Raw genomic sequence first — 17,524 nt, forward strand, 5'->3', positions numbered from 1 at the left:
GTGCAATGATAACAATTTTTAGCTTAAAGTAATAACGCTATCTTGTATTATTATAAGTCTTTTAAAACCCTTTCTTGTTATCCCACAAGCGGATATGAAGCCTATCGCTCAGCCTGAAGCCATGCTCTATGGCTAGGGGGGCTATGATTTTTAGATGGTTGTCTAATTCGTTGTTATTTGTGCCCAGAGGCATTAAAAAGATTTCATTATTTTTTAATGAAAGTTGTTTCAAAAGGCTTTTAATTTCTGTGATAGATTGCACGGCGTTTTTGCTGTCCAAAACAAATTTAAAATGCACGCTTTTAGCGTTATCTAAAATGTTTTGTAGGGCTTTAAGATTAATCCGTTTGTTTTCTTTTTCTAAAGAAAGAGAGAGTTTGACGCTTAAGGTGAAATGCAATTCTTTTAAAATAGAGCTAAATTCAAAAAAAATAGAGCCGTTACTCTCCACAAATAAAGGGATTTTTTTGCGATGGAAATGCTCTAAAACGCTGGTTAAAATAGGGTTATTAAAATATAAGCTTGGCTCCCCGCCTGTGAGAATGAAATCAAAATTCTTGTGATTGGGGGTTAAATGGACTAATCGCTCAATCAGTGGCTTAGGCTCATTATAATAATCCCAAGATTTTTTAAATTTAGGGTGCACCGCATACAAACTATCACAACCTATTAAAATTTCATCATTGAATAAGGTTTTGCAACCAAATCCCTTACAAGAAAGGTTACACCCCCCCAAACGCAAAAAAAGACTGGGCTTGCCTATCCTTTGGCCTTCACCTTGTAAGGAAAAAAAGCTCTCAACGACTGGGAGTTTCATTTAAGGGATTTGGTGTAAGGGTTTAGCGTGAAAAAAGCATTTTTCTTCATCGCTAATGATTTTATTAAAAAAGTCCTTGTCTTGCCACAAGCTTTGAATGCCTTGTGAAAAAGAGACGCAATTTTGATGCACTAAAGTTTTAAAGTGGGGGTTTTCTAAATCTTTTAAAAAGCTTTCAGCGTAGCCGTTTTTCGTCTCATGCACGCGCACGCTAGAGACTTTTAACTCCCCTTCATGATTAGAAAAAACGCTTTTTTGTAAAATGCGTGAAAGGTAGTATAAAAACATAAGAGCGTAACTCTCTGCACTCAAATTAAACGAGCATTTCACATAACGCACGCAATGATTTTCTATAAAACGCTGGAATTCAATACTTTCTTTATCCCAAAAATGATGGGCATGATCAAAGGAGTCTATAAAGGTTTGCATTTCTTGTTGCATCAATCCAAAATCTAGTGCCATGTTCGCATGATCTAAGCGGTTAGTTTCAATAAAGACTTCCACTTCATAATTATGCCCATGGATATTTTGAGCGCATTTTAAAGAGGAACAATTACGCACCACATGGCTAGCGCAAAATTTATACAATCGCCTGATAATCATTGTTCATTGCTTATAACATGGCTGATAAAGAGGTAACCTTAAGTTGTAGTAGTAGCGTTCAGGGCGGTTGAAATCAATGCGTTTGATCGTGCTTCTAATCAAATCCCTATAAAGCATTTGATAGCCGCAAGTCCTCCCACTCACGCTCCCATCTACATACAAAACCCGTTTTTGCAACACCACATCATACCAGTCCAAAATAAAATGCGAATTCGCGCTCATCAAAATTTGCTCGCTAAAGCCATTAATAGCGTAATAATCTGTAGGGGTTTGGGAGCAATAAAACTGCCCCCCAAGAAAATAACAAGGTTGATTGACTTGATCGATTAACTGGTAATTGTATTGATAAAACGGCACAGCCGAGATATTACGAACAATGCGTGCATAGATCACATTTTTTGCTTTATCTAATGGGAACTCCGCTTGCGTGAATACATTATAAAAGCCTAATTTTTGCAATTCATAAACAATCACATTGATATAATAAGAAGTCATCGCGTCGCTTCTGTCATAAGCCACCACGATCGTGGAATTATAATTAAACAAATAATCCCCTGTCACTTCTGAATAATACCCCATATGCAAGCGGTACTCACACGCACTAAAGAAAAAAAGAACCCCAACAAGTAGCCCTAAAAAAGTCAAGCGGTAATTTTTACTCACTTTAACATTCCCCTATGCCAAGATTCCAAGCTTTTCAAATCACTATAACTCGTTAAATCCAAATTTAAAGGCGTGATAGAGACATGATTTGAAACAACAGCGTCAAAATCAGAGAATCTTTCTTCATTTTCACGCTTTTGCCATTCTAAAGGGTGTAATCCTAGCCAAAAATAGCTTTCATTTTTAGGGTCTGTGCGCCTATGCACTTCTTTTTTATACACTCTATAGCCTTTAGGGGTGATGCATTCACCCTTATATTCTTGTAAGGAGCAATTAGGGATATTCACATTTAAGAGTTTGCGTCCTTTTAAAGGATAGCCTTTGGTGAAAATGTTTTGGACTAGATCTTGGATAATCTTTTGAGCTAGATCAAAACTTAAGGGAGTGTTTTTATTTTTGTTAGAAAGGATTTGAGAAATCGCAATGGAAGGCACGCCTTGGATAGTGCCTTCAATCGCTCCGGCTACCGTTCCAGAATAAATCGTGTCTTCGCCCATGTTAGATCCAAGATTGATCCCTGAAATCACTAAATCAAAAGAGACATGTTTAAACAGCTCATTGATAGCCAAATACACGCAATCGCTTGGCGTGCCATCATCAATCCTATAATGCCTACCTTCTTTGCCCTTAATTTTCTCGGCTCTTAAAGGCGTGGTGATAGTGATGCATTGCGAACATGCACTTTTTTCATGCTTGGGGGCGACCACATAAATTTCTGCCATCTTCTCTAGGGCTTGTTCTAAAGCTTTAATGCCTTTTGCATGATAGCCATCATCGTTAGTGAGTAAAATTTTTTTCATGTTTTGCCTTTAAATAGAGTGTTTAACAATATGTTCAAATTTTCTTTCAACAAAATATGAGTGGGTTTTAATGCATTCAAATCGTTTAAAATCTCTGTTTTTAAAGTTTGAGCGTAATCGCTTGCTTTTTCTAGCCCCAATAAATTCACAAAGCTGTTTTTAGCGCTATCTAAATGAGTGGTTTTACCGCTTTCTTTTTCATCTTGTGTAACATCTATAATATCATCTAACACTTGAAAGCAAAGACCTATTTTTAAACCAAAATCTTGAAGCCACTTGGAAAGCTCTTCATCTTTATTACCGCTGGCAACAAGCCCCATGATCAAGCTTGCACTAACCAATTTAGCAGTTTTATGCTCGTGTAAGAAAGTGAGTTGCTCTAAATTTAAGGGCGTGTTTTCAAAATAGCAATCCAAAGCTTGCCCTAAGATCATGCCTTTAATCCCCCCATTAGTGCTTAAGATTTTGACCAACTCCACAATAATGTGACTTTCTAATGAAGCGTTTGAGAGCAATTCAAAAGAGTAAGTGTTGAGCGCATCGCCTATTAAAACGGCTGAAGTTTCATTGTATTTAGCGTGTAAAGTGGGGTGGTTTCTTCTTAAAGCGGCATTATCCATGCAAGGTAAATCGTCATGGATAAGCGAATAAGTGTGCAAGCATTCAATACTTAAAGCGATTTTAAAATATTCTGTTTGTTGGTTTAAATAATCTTTTTTACCCACTAAAGCACAAAGCACGGCTAAAAAAAGCTTGGGGCGAAACCTTTTGCCTCCATTAAGCACCATTTCAAAAAAGGCTTTTTCCAAATAAGGGTGGAAGCTTTCAAGGTGTAGACGATGGTTTTTTAAAAAGCTTTCAAAACGCTCGCACTCGTTATAATAAAAGGATAAATTAGGGTTATTCATGCATAGAATTATAGCCTAAGATTTTAAGAGTTGCATAAATTCAGCTCTAGTTTTAGGGTCTTTTTTGAATAGGCCTTTTAACGCACTTGTTTTAATGATCGCATTTTGCTTTTGCACCCCTTGCATGCTCATGCACAAATGTTTGGCCTCACAAATCACTATCACGCCCCTTGGCTCTATGATTTCATCAAAGGTTTCTGCAATTTGAGTGGTCAATCTTTCTTGGATTTGTAAGCGTTTGCTATAAATTTCAATGAGTTTAGCGATCGCACTAATGCCGATAATCTTTTCTTTAGGAATATAACCTAAGCTAATATTCCCAAAAAAAGGGAGTAAATGATGCTCGCAAGTGGAGTAAAATTCAATGTGTTGAGCCACTATCATTTCATCGCAAACGCCTTGAAAATACGCACTTTTTAAAGCCACTTTAGGGTCTTCTTTATAGCCTTTATACAAGAAATTCCATAATTCTTGAACTCTTTTAGGCGTGTTTTTCAAACCTTCTCTATTCTTATCTTCGCCGATGTTTTCAAAAAATTGGTTGAAAAAATTTTCCATTTAAAGAGCGCGCCTTGATAAAGATTGGATACGATTTTTAATGCTAGGGTGGGTGCTAAACATTTCAGCGTTAAAAAGATAAGCCGCTGATCGGGTGCTATTAGTGTCTATTTCTTTATAATCGTTTTCTTTGTAATCGTTAGAAATTTTTTGTAAGGCCCTAATCATGGGCTTACTATCATGCATTAAAAATGCCGCCCCACTATCGGCCATGTATTCTCGTGTGCGGCTCAAATACATTTGTAAAATGAGCGTTAAAAAAGGCAAAACAATCTGTAAAACCAATAAAATCATTTTTGCCAAATTCGCCCCACTATTCTTGCGATTCCCCATGAAAAAATACACGCTAAAATTAGCCACTAACAGCATGATATTGCTTAAAATCCCCACACACATGGTCAAGCGAATGTCATTGTGTCTTATGTGGCTGAGTTCATGAGCGATCACGGCTTTTAATTCATCTCTATCCAACCTCTCTATTAAAGCGCTTGTAAGAGCGATAAGGGAGTTAGTTTCATTCCAACCGCTCGCAAAAGCGTTCATATAAGGGGCGTTAATGATATAAAGTTTGGGTTCAAAATTAAGTTTAGCTTCTTCTAAAAGCTCTAATAAAAGGCCGTGGATTTGATTTTCTTTAGAGCTTAAAACCTTGCTTGGATCAATAAGTTTGTATTCATCACCGCTTAACATGATAGAGCTAAAATTTTGAATACAAACAACAATAACGACAAAAGCCACTAAAAACATGATAACAGTAATGGTAGGAAAAATTTGAAAAGTGATGAGTTTAAAAAGGGCTATGCCTAAATCGTTAGCGTTGATTCTAATAACATCCACTAACAACCCAATAAAAGCAAAAATCACGCAATAAGTGGTTAAAACCGCATTCGTTTTGAGCTTGTTTTGTGCGATAATCTTTTCAAAATTCATCATTATTTTCTCCTTTCTGATGCTTGATTTCTTTGAGCAATGCACTCGCATAACTCCCTTTAGGCAAGTAAAATTCCAATTCAAATTGCGCTTTTTCTTTTATATATTTGGAAGTTAAATTTTCTACAAACACCCAAAAAAACCGCCTAGAGCCTAGCGTTTTAGCATGGTCACTTAAAATATGGTTTTGGAATTCTTTTTCAATTTCTAAACTCAAATTTTTTGCATAAAGAGCCTTTTTACCATCTAATAACCCCATAGGCACAGCTTCTTTTTTTAAAAACCTTTCGCTTTCTTTTTCTAACTCTAAAGCGTCAAAAAACTTCCCATAAGGGTAATGGCACATCACATCACCTTCTAGGATTTTAAAGGGGTGATCTTGGTTTTTAAGGGCTTTTAGGGCGTTTGAATGGATATTTAAATTTTTTTGTTTAAAAAACTCTAAACCCTCTTTTAGGCTAAAGTCGCTGATTATTTTACTGATTTCTAATCGTTTGCTTAAAAGCGAATTAAACAAGTAACTTTGATAGCTTGAGATTAAAAAAGCGTTTAATTTTTGATTCTTAAATTTCGCTTCATTTTGTAAGATTTTTAAACCCTCTTTATGGTTGTCATTAAACTTCCCAAAGCGTTGTGAACCAAAATAATTAGGCATACCAAACTGCACGATTTGTTCTAAAACCTGCTTTGTCTTGTGAGCGTTTAGGGGGGTCATTTTCTTAAAACGCATAAAAAAGCGATTCCCCTTTAAATGCCCTAATTTGATCTTATTATGATGGTAATTTAAAGATAAAATCTTAAGGTTTCTTTCTTGAAAGTTGCTCGTATTTTTTTCTAGTAAGGGGGCGTATTTTTTAGGGAGTGAGACAAATTGAGTCGTTAGCGCGTTTTTATCTTTCAAGCCCGCATAACCCAATTCTGCAATTTTTACCCCTAAAATTTGAGAAAAAATTTGAAGCATTTCTAAAGTGCTTAAACCGCTTTTTCTCACTTGAATAATGGCATGTTCGCCCTTATTACTAAATTCATACAAAGGCACTTCATGCACGCAAAAATCCCTTGCGCTAGAATTGAAATGAAAATCAATGCTCGCATGGTTATAAGCATGCAATAAGGGCATAAAGTTTAAATTCATGCTTTGATCCTTGAATTGAACGCCCTTGAAAGGGAGACTGAGTCAATGTTTTCAAAATTCACTCCAGCAGGCACACCTTGAGCGATTTTAGTGAAAGTGAGGTGGCAATGTTGCAATTTATCTTCAATATAGAGCATTAAAGAATCATTAGCTAAAGTGGGAGGGAAAGCAAAAATGATTTCTTTAATCTTTTCTTTAATCAAGCGTTTTTCTAGGGCGTTAAAATCCACATTTTCTATAGAATTTAACACATGATAGCGCCCTAAAAAGTCCTTTAAATCTTCTAAAATAAACACATCTCTTGGGTGTAAAACCATGCAAAGCTGAGAATTTTGCCTGCTTTCATCAGAGCAAATCTCACAAATTTCACTCTCACTGAGTGCATTACAAGATGTGCATGTTTTAAGATTTTCTAGGGCGTTTTCTAATGCGTGCGTGAGTTTGAGCGCTAGATATGGGTTTTCCAAACCCAAATGATACGCCATTTTAAAGGCAGATTTTTTACCCACATTGGGGATTTTTTCTAAACAATCCACTAAATTTAGAAAGTGGTTCAAGCTATTTTTATAAGTATTCATTTTGTTAGTATATCCAACTTGACTTGAAAGAGATTAAAAGGGCTTTTATGACTGAAAAGAACTAGTGAAGCGTTTAGATAAAAGCGTTATAATGCACTATCTCAATTTTAAGGAATAATATGCCGCTTATCAATATCAAGCTTGTGCTAGAAAATGGAGAGCCAACAAACGAGTAAAAACAGCAATTGATCGGAGAGGTTTCAGATTTAATGGTTAAGGTTTTAAATAAGAATAAGGTTTCTGTTGCGGTCGTTATAGATGAGGTTGATCCTAATAATTATGGTCTTGGGGGCGAGAGCGTTCATCATTTGAGACAAAAAAACTAAAGAGTCTTTAAGGCTTAAAGGCTGCGGTATGCCAACATTTAAGGGGTGCTTGTTTCCCCCTAAAAACTATAAACATAACTTACATTAAACATGACAAGGCGTTTAAAAAAGAGGGAAGTGTTTAACCCTTTGCCATGCGTTTCATAAAAAGAATTGATCGCTAAAGGGATCTTTAAGCCCATTTCAAAGCCATTATGCCTATCCACATTCACACGAAATCCAAAATTCAAAGGGATTTGAAAAAAACTGGTGTGCATTTCAGCTTGATAGTTGGTCAAATAATTGTTGATAAAATCCATTTGGCTTATCCACAGACTCAAACCACTCCCCACCCAAGAACTCCCCGCTAAAGCAAAGCCCACATAAAAACCCACGCTAGAATGTTTTTGCGCATTGTCAATGAAATTAAAAAGATAATCCACTCCAAGCCCATAGAGATGGTTGTTCATTTTCCCTAAACCAATGCCATTACCCGCAAAACTGAAATGAGTGTAGCCATAGTCATAAAACAAGTAATAGCGAAACCCTTGATTCCTCTTTTTGGTAAAAAAATGCTTGTATCCCACGCTCAAAGTTACCCCATACATGTTTGAAATGTTTTTAGAATGAGCACTAGGATCAAGCGAGTTTAAAGAATTTGAAAGGCGAGCGGTTTGAGAAGAAAGCGAAGCAAGGATGTTGTTTTGAGAGTGGTTGAATTGCAATTCTAAATTTTTTAAGTTTGTGACTAATTCTAAAGGATCGGCAGTGGGTTTTTGCATTTCTTCTAACGCTTGGACTAATTTAGGGTTGGATGGAGCGCTATGGCTAACCATCACTATTTTTTCAATGTTCTTAAGCGTGGATTGGAGGTAGTAAGCTTCAGCTTGCATTGCAGTAGCGCTTGGTTTAGGGTTGTTTTTTAGATTGTTATTGATATATTCAAAGGTTTTGGGCATGTTTTTGACTTGATTTGCAACTTGATTGAGTCCATTGATTTGATTGTAAGCGTTGGAAATGATTTTAATGCGTTCTTGATTTAAAAAGGGGTTGTTGTGTTGGATGGCATAGCTCATAGAATATTCAAACCCCACGCTCGCATACGCCCCATTTTCTTCAGCGCTACAAAAAGAGAATAAAGATAAAGATGAGAATAAAGACAGAGAGAATACGATTTTTTGCATGGTTGATCCTAATCAAAAATATTTTCAATAATACACTAATTTTAATAGAAAAGTGGGTGAAACAATTTTTAAGCCATTTTTGAATACAATAAGAACATTTTATTATTAAGGTTAGAATAATGAGTTTGATTGCCACTCGATTCGCTCCATCGCCCACTGGCTATCTCCACATAGGGGGCTTAAGAACAGCCATTTTTAATTATCTTTTTGCACGAGCTAATCAAGGGAAATTTTTTTTACGCATTGAAGACACGGATTTGAGTCGCAATTCCATAGAAGCGGCTAACGCCATTATAGAGGCTTTCAAATGGGTAGGGTTAGAATACGATGGAGAAATCCTCTATCAATCCAAACGCTTTGAAATCTATAAAGAATGTATCCAAAAACTCTTAAATGAAGACAAAGCCTATTATTGCTATATGAGTAAAGACGAATTGGACGCTTTGAGAGAAAAGCAAAAGGTTAGGAAAGAAACCCCACGCTATGATAATCGTTATCGTGATTTTAAAGGCACGCCCCCTAAAGGCATAGAGCCTGTTGTGAGGATTAAAATCCCGCAAAACGAATTGATTTGTTTTAATGATGGGATTAAAGGCGAAGTGAGAGTGAATACTAACGAATTGGACGATTTTATCATCGCGCGAAGTGATGGCACGCCCACTTATAATTTTGTGGTTACCATTGATGACGCTCTAATGGGAATTACTGATGTGATTAGAGGCGATGATCACCTTTCTAACACCCCTAAACAAATCGTGCTTTATAAGGCTTTGAATTTTAAAATCCCTAATTTTTTCCATGTGCCAATGATTTTAAATGAAGAAGGGCAAAAATTAAGCAAACGCCATGGGGCCACTAATGTGATGGACTATCAAGAAATGGGCTATCTTAAAGAGGCTTTAATCAATTTTTTAGCGCGTTTAGGGTGGAGCTATAGAGATAAAGAAATTTTTAGCATGCAAGAATTATTGGAGTTGTTTGACCCTAAAGATTTAAATTCTTCGCCTAGTTGCTTTAGCTGGCACAAGCTCAATTGGCTCAACGCCCATTATTTGAAAACCCAAAGCACGCAAGAATTGTTAAAACTTTTAAAACCTTTTAATTTTAGCGATCTCTCGCATTTAAACCCCACTCAATTAGATCGCTTGTTTGACGCTCTCAAAGAAAGATCTCAAACCTTAAAAGAATTAGCCCTTAAAATAGATGAGGTTTTAATCGCCCCTATAGAGTATGAAGAAAAGGTTTTGAAAAAACTTGATCAAGTGCTCGTTACGCCCTTGTTAGAAAAATTTAAACTAGAATTGAATCAAGCTGATTTCAATGATGAAAACGCTTTAGAAAACGCTATACACAAGATCATTGAAGAAGAAAAGATTAAAGTGGGTAGTTTTATGCAGCCCTTAAGATTAGCCCTTTTGGGTAAAGGGGGTGGGATAGGTCTTAAAGAAGTGCTTTTTATTTTAGGCAAAACAGAGAGTATTAAAAGAATAGAAAAGTTTTTGAAAAACTAAAAGGCTTAGCGACCACATCAAGCGCATGTTAGAAAGAAGCCATTCTGTAAGCGATTTCACTCAAAAATTAAAACTGAGCGTGCGAAGTGCTAAATTTTCTAACCGCACGCTTGAACTCATTGAAGAGCTTACCACAAGCGCCAAACAAGCGAGCGAACAGATCAAAGAAAAAGTAATCCGATACCAAAAAGCCTTACAAGAATTAGAAAAGATGGATGAAAGCTTGCTCTCTGAAGAACAGCAGCAAGTTTTAAAAGTGTTTAAGGGCGAGTTGGACAAAACCAAAATCAAAGGCATGGATTTGAACGATCTTTATTCGTTAGAGCAAGGCACAAAGAAAGCAAGGAGCTAAAAAAATTTTAATCAAGCATTACGGAATAGAGAACACAGGTGGGCTGACTGATGATGAATTGCTGAACATGGGCGCAGTCATAAGGAACGGTAGCGTGGCGTTAAACAGCTTTGAAAAGCTTGCAGATGGGTTTAGGTATGGCTACGAATGGGACAATAACGGCGTGAAGCTCGGGTTAGTGGTAGACGATTTAAACGATGGGAATAAGATTTTTGATTTTTATTCAAATAGAAATTTTGAAAAGTTTGATAGGAGCAATGGCGTTTATAGTCCTGAACTACCTAACGCCACAGATAAGGGAAGCAGACCACAGCCTACAACCCTTAAACCTAATCCTACACAAAAAACCCTTAACCAGTCAAGAGTCTTTATTAAAAAAACCAGAAAACCCTAACGAATTGACACCAGAAACTCCAAATTTATCCCCCCACAAACAAGCTAACGCCGAAAAGCTTGCGAAGTTAGAACGAGAAGCACAAGAAAGCGAACAGGAATTTTTAAAAGCCAAAGAACAAGAAGCTAAAAGGAAAGAAGCCTTAAAACGCAAATTAGAACACGAGCGCGGCAACGCCGGTAACCTTGAAAGCCAGACTAAGATAGAAGTGGGAGAGGATATCCCCACACAGATTTTAGCGAGCATCCCTAAGAGTCGGGTGCGCTTGAACGAAAGAGAGATTTACGACTTAGACTACGCGATCGTGAATGCAAAAGATCTAAAGCCCAGTTTCACTACAGGAGGCACGCAAAAGCGCACCGCCATGAACGAAGAACAGATCCAAAGCATCGCGCGGAATTTTGACCCTAAAAAGATATTTTCTAAAAAATTTAACTTTTTAAAAAAACCGCCGATCTTACGGTGTGATTTTAATTCGACAGAAAGGATTGTTTATGATTAAAAAAATTGCTTGCATTTTAAGTTTGAGTGCGAGCCTAGCGATGGCTAGCGAAACGAATGGGTTTTTTATGGGTGCTGGTTATCAGCAAGGTCGTTATGGTCCTTATAACAGCAAATACTCCAATTGGCGCTATGGCAATGACCTTTATGGTTTGAATTTCAAAATGGGTTTTGTAGGTTTTTCTAATAAATGGTTTGGGGGTAGAGTGTATGGCTTTTTGGATTGGTTTAACACTGCAGGGACTCAAAATAGAAAAACCAATCTACTCACCTATGGTGGCGGTGGCGATTTGATTTTCAATATCATCCCTTTAGATAAATTCGCACTAGGTCTTATTGGCGGTGTTCAATTAGCTGGGAACACTTGGATGTGGCCTTATAATTTTAGACAAACTAAATTCCAGTTTTTGTGGAATGTGGGTGCTAGGATGCGTCTAGGAGAACACAGTGCGTTTGAAGGGGGCGTGAAATTCCCCATGATCAATCAAGGTAGCAAGGAAGTGGGGCTTATCCGCTACTATTCTTGGTATGTGGATTATGTCTATACTTTCTAAACTTGTTTTTGCTTAGTGGCTATTTGACCCCTACTCGCTTTTAAAAGATGGGGGTTTCAAACATTCTTTTTTCTCTCAATAAAAAATTCATTTTAGTACAATATAATGTTATGATCATGCCAAAACAAACTTTATTTTTAAAGCCTTTTATCTTGATTTAAGTACGGTTATTTACCAAAAAATCATTTTAGTAAGATTAAATAACAAAAAAACTATATGCATTCAATCAAGCAATGTTGCATTAACATTTTTAACGGCTAGATCTCAAAAATAGTTTTGTTTTTTGATTTTAGCTATTATGATATTATTTTTACTTTTTAAATAAATGATTCTATTAGGGCAAGGTTTTGATGGAAAATAACACACTTTACATTGTGATTGTTGGTCTATGGCTTGCCGTAGGCTTTGGAATCTTTTTGAAAAAATTGGACATGCCTGTCATTATTGGTTACATTTGCACAGGAACGGTTTTAGCGGCTTTTTTTAAAATCAATGATTTTAATTTGCTGTCTGAAATTGGCGAATTTGGTATCGTTTTTTTAATGTTTATGATAGGCATTGAATTCAATTTTGACAAACTCAAATCCATCAAACAAGAAGTGCTCGTTTTTGGGCTTTTGCAGGTCGTTTTATGCACTTTAATCGTTTTTTTATTAGGGTATTTTGTTTTGGGTCTTTCGCCCATTTTTTCCCTTGTTTTAGGCATGGGGATTTCGCTCTCTTCAACCGCGATTGTGTTGAAATTCTTTGAAGATTCCAAGCAGCTTAACACACCCATGGGAAAAAGTGCGGTGGGGATTTTGATCTTTCAAGATATTGCGGCTATTCCTATGCTTTTAATTTTGACGATTTTAAGCAGTAAAGATTCTGATGTTAGTTTCCTTATCTTAAAAACCCTGATTTCGGCAGGGATTATTTTGATCATTTTATTGTTACCTGGAAAAAAGGGAGCGAATTTGGTTTTGGAACACGCTAAAGACACGCGCTTACCTGAAATTTTTATAGGCACGATTTTAGTGATTGTCTGCAGCGCAGCCGGATTAAGCCATTTTTTTGGGTTTTCTATGTCTTTGGGGGCGTTCATTGCGGGCATGGCGATTTCTAAATCGCGCTATAAAATCAATGTTCAAGAAGAATTTGCCCAATTAAAAAACCTCTTTTTAGCCCTTTTTTTCATTACGATAGGGATGCAAATCAATATTAGCTTCTTTATAGATAAATTCTTTGCAGTCATTTTCTCGCTCATTTTGGTGATGAGCTTTAAGACTTTTATTATTTATGCACTTTTACGCTTTTTTAGAGACGCTAAAACCGCCATAAAAAACGCCCTTTCTTTAGCGCAAATCGGAGAGTTTTCTTTTGTGATTTTCTTAAATTCAGGCACGCGTCAGCTTTTTGACATGCAAGGAAAAGAAGGGGTTTTTGGTCTTTTGCACCAAAAACACATTTTAGACGCCACTCAAAGCGACATCCACCAATTCCTTATTCTTATGGTCGTCTTTTCTATGCTAGCAACCCCTTTTATTTTAAAATACCTAGAGCCCATCGCTCAATTTATTTTATACAAAAACACTCAAGCCAATGAGACGACCAAAAAATAATTACACTATAAAACACAAGCTATAAGCTTGCTTGTGTTGTCAGTGTTATGTTAGAATGCATGCGTATTTTAACTCTAAATTATTATAAAAAGGGGCTTTTATGAAAGAGCAAGAATGGGATTTTAGTGCTTTATTTGAGAATAAAGAAAGTGCAGAAGAATTTTTAAAAACCTTACAAACAGAAGCACAAGAATTTGAGAGCGCTCATCAAAATAACCTTAAAACTTTAGACGCTACAGGATTTGCCAACACGCTTAAAGATTATGAAAACTTGTTAGAAAAAATCTCTAAAGTGATGACTTACGCTCAGCTACTCTTTGCTAAAAATTCCAAAGAAGCGAAGTTTTATTCGCAATGCGGAATGGCTTGCACGAATATCCAACAGCATCTCTTATTCTTTGAAATTGAATTTAAGAATTTGGACACTAAAAAACAGCTCGCTTTCATTAAAAAATGCAAAGATCACGCTTTTTATTTGAACAATCTTATTGAAAAGAAAAAACACACCTTGAATTTAGATGAAGAAAAGATCGCCCTAGCCCTTTCGCCTGTGGGAGTGGGTGCATTTAGCCGTCTTTTTGATGAGCATTTTTCTTCTTTAAAAATCCCTTTTGAAGATCAAGTTTTGAGCGAAGAAGAGGTTTTAGCTCTCTTGCACAACCCCAAACGCAAGATCCGTAAAAAATCACAAAAAGCTTTTAGCAAGGTGTTAGAAAAATTCCGCCCTTTGCTCACTTATATTTTAAACATGGTGCGTAAAGATTTGCTCATTGAAACTAAATTGAGAAAATACGACAAAAAGGAGAGTTTCCGCCACATTGACAACCAGATCTCGCAAGAGAGTGTGGATAGCATGATAGAGATTGTGAATGCTAATTTTTCTCTAGTGCATCGTTACTACCACAAAAAAGCACAAATTTTAGGGCATAAGCTCAAAGATTACGACCGCTACGCCCCTTTAAATGCTGAAAGTATCACCATGACTTATTCTCATGCTTTAGAAGAAACACTCAAAGCCCTTAAAGCCTTTAGCCCTGAATTTCATAAAATCGCTTCTAAAGCGATTAAAGAGGGTTGGGTGGATTCACATCCTAAAGAATTTAAGCAAGGCGGTGCTTTTAGCCATGGTGCAGTCCCTAGTGCTCACCCTTATGTGCTATTAAACTACACAGGAAATCGCCGAGACGCTTTCACGATCGCTCATGAATTTGGGCATATGATCCACCAAGAATTGTCTAAAAAACAAGGCGTATTGAACATGGATACACCCCTAACCACCGCAGAAACCGCTTCTGTCTTTTCTGAAATGCTGCTTTTTGAACATTTAAAAAAGAATTTAAAATCTGACGAGCTCCTTTTCATGCTTGCAGGCAAGTTAGAAGATATTTTTTCTACGCTTTTTAGGCAAGTGGTGATGACCAATTTTGAAAGAAGAATCCACGAAATGGATGAAGAATTAGACACCAAAGATTTTAATCAAATCTGGTTTGAAGAAAATCAAAGAATGTTTGAAAAGAGCGTGAAACTCACTAAAAACTACCATTTATGGTGGAGCTATATCCCCCATTTTATCCATTCGCCTTTTTATTGCTACGCTTATAGTTATGGGCAGCTTTTAACTTTAGCGCTTTATGGGCTTTATAAGAAAAGCGATGCTAAAAGTTTTGTTAAAACTTATACGGAGTTTTTAAGTTTAGGAGGGTCAAAAAGCCCTAAAGAATTAGTATCCATGTTTGGCTTTGACATTGATAGCAAAGAATTTTGGGAAATTGGCATGCAAGAGGTACGCCATTTATTAGAAGAATTTGAAAGGCTAATCGCATGCAAAAAGAATTAAGGCTTTTAAACAACAAGCATTGCATGGAATACTTGCAATTTTTATCTAAAAACCATTTGAGTTTTAACCTTTTGTGTGAAAGAGATGCGATTGATTTTTCCCCCAAGCTCCCTAAAGAAATCCAAGAAAAATTTGGCTCGTTGGTGCTGTTTGTTTTAGCCGGATACACCTTAGAAAGCTTGATGATTGACACACAAAGCGTGCAGTTTGAAGCTGGGTTTGGTCCTAATAATATCGGTAGCGTGGTTCAAGTAAAACTTCCTAGCATCATTCAAATCCTCATCAAAGAAAAAAATGAAAACATCGTTTTATTCAATCGTTGCGATTCGTACGAAGTGTTTCAAAAAGAAGAGCCAATCGTTCAAGAGCCAAAGAAAGACGAACGAGAGTCTAAAGAATGGTTAGATTCTAAAGAGGCTCTTTTTTCTAACTCCAAAAATCGCACCATTTTAGAAAATTTACACAAAAGCTAAAGGAAAAATTGATGAGCGTTTTGAAATTGCATTTAAAAGTCTTTCGTTTTGAAGCCAAAAAAGATTACAACCCTTCTTATGAGTCTTATTTTTTAGAATACCAAGAAGATCAATACCTTTTAGATATTTTAAAACAACTCAAAGGCGTGAGCTATAATGAAAATATCGCGCTTAAGATCAACCAAATTGCGGTGTTTGAAGACGCTAAAGTGAGCGATTTGGTGGCGTTTTTTTCTAAAGAATGGGTGTTAGAGCCTTTGTCTAAACGATACGCTTTAAAAGATTTGGTGATTGATGAAAAGGAAGTTTTAAAAAACTATGAAGATTTTTTCAAACAAGTCCCCTATATCACTAAAGGCGAAAAAGAAGAGTTAGAAAAATTTATTCAAATCAATTTCATCAACCCCCAAACAAACCCCAAGTATTTGGGCGATGGTTTTTTCTTGTATATTAAATGGTTGATGAAGCGCTACCCCACAGAGCAAAACCGATTGTTAGAGATGATTTCTAATCCTGAAAGCGGTGTGATGAATTTTTTAAGCGTGGCACATTACCTCTATAAAAACGATGATAATATTGACCATGAAATCTATGAATTGCAAGAAATGCTCACCAATTCTAAAATCAAGCCATGGAAAGATTTTGCTAAAAATCTTTTAAGCCTTTTTCAATACAACTCTAACCCCCCTAAAACGCCCAACTCTCCCAAAACTTGCGCACTCTTTAACGCTTATGCGAAGCATTTAAACGTGCACTCTCTTTTAAAAAGCGCTAAGCTCTATTTAGAAAAAATGGGGCAAAAAACTATTGATCTGCCTTTTTGTTATGATGGGGGCTATTATGGGAAGATTATTAGCACGCATGACTTTCTTAAAGCTTGCGCGTATAATCTAGCTCTAGCCAAAGCGAATGGCGTTTCGCTTATTTTTTGCGAAGAAGATGCGTATTTAAATATCTTGCATGCTAAAGAAATTTTAGACAACAACCCTGAAACCATCAATTCCATCAACGAAGATTTGAAAAAATACCAACTCGTTTATGAAAAAAGCGTTGAGGTAGTTTATCTTAATGAGTGGGTTAATGCGTTTTTGGCATGGGAATTGAAAAGCCCTTTTGATGCGTTTTTAGGGGCTGAATTTTCTCGCATTAAAAAAAGCGATCATTTTTTCAATAAAATCCATTTAAAAAGCCCTAATTTTTTAGAGTCCTTTCAAAATTACGCCCCCCTTTTAGAAGCCAATGAAACAAGTGGCTTATTCCAATGCGCGCATTTACGCTATTTAGGGATTGATTTAGGGGCGGATTTTTTAATCGTGCATTCTTTAGGGCTTTTTCACGCTTTTGAAAATTTGAGCCCTAAAGCTTCAAAATTTTATAAAAGAGATAATGACAACACCCCTACTTTATTTTTATCTCAAATCGCGCTAATGGCTATGGGGGAAAAAAACAAGCAAGCTCTAGGGCTTGATGTGCATTATCATAAAGTTACTTTCATTTAAAATGAACGCTTTTTTAAAACTCGCTCTCGCTTTTTTGATGGGGGGGCTTTGGTATGCTTTCAATGGCGAAGGCTCTGAAATGATCGCTCTAGGAATATTCATATTGATCGTGTTTGTCTTTTTTGTCCGCCCTGTGAGTTTCCAAGACCCAGAAAAACGAGAAGAATACATAGAACGGCTTAAAAAAAACCATGAGAGGAAAATCATCTTGCAAAACAAGCAAAAAGAAGAGCAAATGCGTTTCTATCAAGCCAAAAAAGAGCGAGAGCTCAAGCAAAAACAAGACCTTAAAGAACAAATGAAAAAATACTCATAAAGGAA

17 protein-coding genes and 2 pseudogenes are annotated in these 17,524 nt (G+C 36.4%); 9 read left to right on the forward strand and 10 right to left on the reverse strand.

Features of this window, described 5'->3' with window-relative positions; all coding sequences use genetic code 11:
- Nucleotides 1–61 precede the first annotated feature (61 nt).
- Genes DYI00_RS03575 through recR form a run of 9 tightly spaced genes read right to left on the reverse strand, consistent with a single transcriptional unit; the run spans nt 62 to nt 6,992 of the window.
- On the reverse strand, nt 62–817 hold the full coding sequence (locus DYI00_RS03575) for a 7-carboxy-7-deazaguanine synthase QueE (protein ID WP_011577955.1): 756 nt from the start codon (nt 815–817) through the stop codon (nt 62–64).
- The gene (locus DYI00_RS03580) at nt 818–1,420 is read right to left on the reverse strand and encodes a 6-pyruvoyl trahydropterin synthase family protein (RefSeq protein ID WP_104687566.1); all 603 of its coding nucleotides are present in this window, start codon (nt 1,418–1,420) and stop codon (nt 818–820) included.
- Between the two features lie 3 nt (nt 1,421–1,423).
- Nucleotides 1,424–2,083: a hypothetical protein gene (locus DYI00_RS03585; protein WP_011577956.1), complete on the reverse strand. Its 660-nt coding sequence runs from the start codon at nt 2,081–2,083 to the stop codon at nt 1,424–1,426.
- On the reverse strand, nt 2,080–2,883 hold the full coding sequence (gene surE / locus DYI00_RS03590; RefSeq protein WP_011577957.1) for a 5'/3'-nucleotidase SurE: 804 nt from the start codon (nt 2,881–2,883) through the stop codon (nt 2,080–2,082). The genes DYI00_RS03585 and surE overlap by 4 nt, the downstream gene beginning before the upstream one ends.
- On the reverse strand, nt 2,880–3,791 hold the full coding sequence (locus tag DYI00_RS03595; RefSeq protein WP_104687568.1) for a polyprenyl synthetase family protein: 912 nt from the start codon (nt 3,789–3,791) through the stop codon (nt 2,880–2,882). The genes surE and DYI00_RS03595 overlap by 4 nt, the downstream gene beginning before the upstream one ends.
- Before the next feature lie 15 nt (nt 3,792–3,806).
- Nucleotides 3,807–4,349, reverse strand: a complete 543-nt coding sequence (folE, locus tag DYI00_RS03600; protein ID WP_011577959.1) for a GTP cyclohydrolase I FolE — start codon at nt 4,347–4,349, stop codon at nt 3,807–3,809.
- A complete protein-coding gene (htpX, locus tag DYI00_RS03605; RefSeq protein ID WP_041600206.1) occupies nt 4,350–5,282 on the reverse strand; it encodes a zinc metalloprotease HtpX in 933 nt (310 codons plus the stop codon).
- Nucleotides 5,269–6,414, reverse strand: a complete 1,146-nt coding sequence (truD, locus tag DYI00_RS03610) for a tRNA pseudouridine(13) synthase TruD (protein WP_104687570.1) — start codon at nt 6,412–6,414, stop codon at nt 5,269–5,271. The genes htpX and truD overlap by 14 nt, the downstream gene beginning before the upstream one ends.
- Complete coding sequence (gene recR, locus DYI00_RS03615; RefSeq protein ID WP_011577962.1) at nt 6,411–6,992, reverse strand: recombination mediator RecR; 582 nt, start codon at nt 6,990–6,992, stop codon at nt 6,411–6,413. The genes truD and recR overlap by 4 nt, the downstream gene beginning before the upstream one ends.
- 119 nt (nt 6,993–7,111) lie before the next feature.
- Between recR and DYI00_RS03620 the strand changes: the two are divergent.
- Nucleotides 7,112–7,318: pseudogene (locus DYI00_RS03620) on the forward strand (2-hydroxymuconate tautomerase family protein).
- A 59-nt stretch (nt 7,319–7,377) separates the two neighbouring features.
- Here DYI00_RS03620 and DYI00_RS03625 read toward each other — a convergent pair.
- Nucleotides 7,378–8,481 (reverse strand): outer membrane protein, encoded by a 1,104-nt coding sequence (locus tag DYI00_RS03625; RefSeq protein WP_011577945.1) that lies wholly within the window; start codon nt 8,479–8,481, stop codon nt 7,378–7,380.
- Between the two features lie 119 nt (nt 8,482–8,600).
- On the opposite strand from DYI00_RS03625, the gene gltX reads away from it, so the two are divergent.
- The 8 genes and pseudogenes from gltX (at nt 8,601) to DYI00_RS03665 (ending at nt 17,519) form a co-directional block, all read left to right on the forward strand.
- Nucleotides 8,601–9,992 (forward strand): glutamate--tRNA ligase, encoded by a 1,392-nt coding sequence (gene gltX / locus DYI00_RS03630; protein ID WP_011577964.1) that lies wholly within the window; start codon nt 8,601–8,603, stop codon nt 9,990–9,992.
- 256 nt (nt 9,993–10,248) lie between these two features.
- Nucleotides 10,249–11,159: pseudogene (locus tag DYI00_RS08720) on the forward strand (DUF3519 domain-containing protein); the annotation flags it as partial.
- 73 nt (nt 11,160–11,232) lie between these two features.
- Nucleotides 11,233–11,793, forward strand: coding sequence for an outer membrane beta-barrel protein (locus DYI00_RS03640; protein ID WP_011577967.1), 561 nt, complete (start codon nt 11,233–11,235; stop codon nt 11,791–11,793).
- Between the two features lie 350 nt (nt 11,794–12,143).
- Nucleotides 12,144–13,394 carry a cation:proton antiporter domain-containing protein gene (locus DYI00_RS03645; RefSeq protein ID WP_011577968.1) on the forward strand — a complete coding sequence of 417 codons (1,251 nt, stop codon included), beginning with the start codon at nt 12,144–12,146 and terminating at the stop codon, nt 13,392–13,394.
- A gap of 100 nt (nt 13,395–13,494) precedes the next feature.
- Complete coding sequence (locus DYI00_RS03650) at nt 13,495–15,231, forward strand: M3 family oligoendopeptidase (RefSeq protein WP_104687573.1); 1,737 nt, start codon at nt 13,495–13,497, stop codon at nt 15,229–15,231.
- Nucleotides 15,216–15,704, forward strand: coding sequence for a hypothetical protein (locus DYI00_RS03655; RefSeq protein ID WP_011577970.1), 489 nt, complete (start codon nt 15,216–15,218; stop codon nt 15,702–15,704). Before DYI00_RS03650 ends, DYI00_RS03655 begins: the two co-directional genes overlap by 16 nt.
- Nucleotides 15,705–15,715: 11 nt before the next feature.
- A complete protein-coding gene (locus tag DYI00_RS03660; RefSeq protein ID WP_011577971.1) occupies nt 15,716–17,203 on the forward strand; it encodes a DUF5644 domain-containing protein in 1,488 nt (495 codons plus the stop codon).
- A 1-nt stretch (nt 17,204) separates the two neighbouring features.
- The gene (locus tag DYI00_RS03665) at nt 17,205–17,519 is read left to right on the forward strand and encodes a membrane protein (RefSeq protein WP_011577972.1); all 315 of its coding nucleotides are present in this window, start codon (nt 17,205–17,207) and stop codon (nt 17,517–17,519) included.
- Nucleotides 17,520–17,524 lie beyond the last annotated feature (5 nt).

Origin of the sequence: Helicobacter acinonychis (assembly GCF_900461455.1) — a bacterium.
In the GTDB taxonomy this organism is placed as follows: domain Bacteria; phylum Campylobacterota; class Campylobacteria; order Campylobacterales; family Helicobacteraceae; genus Helicobacter; species Helicobacter acinonychis.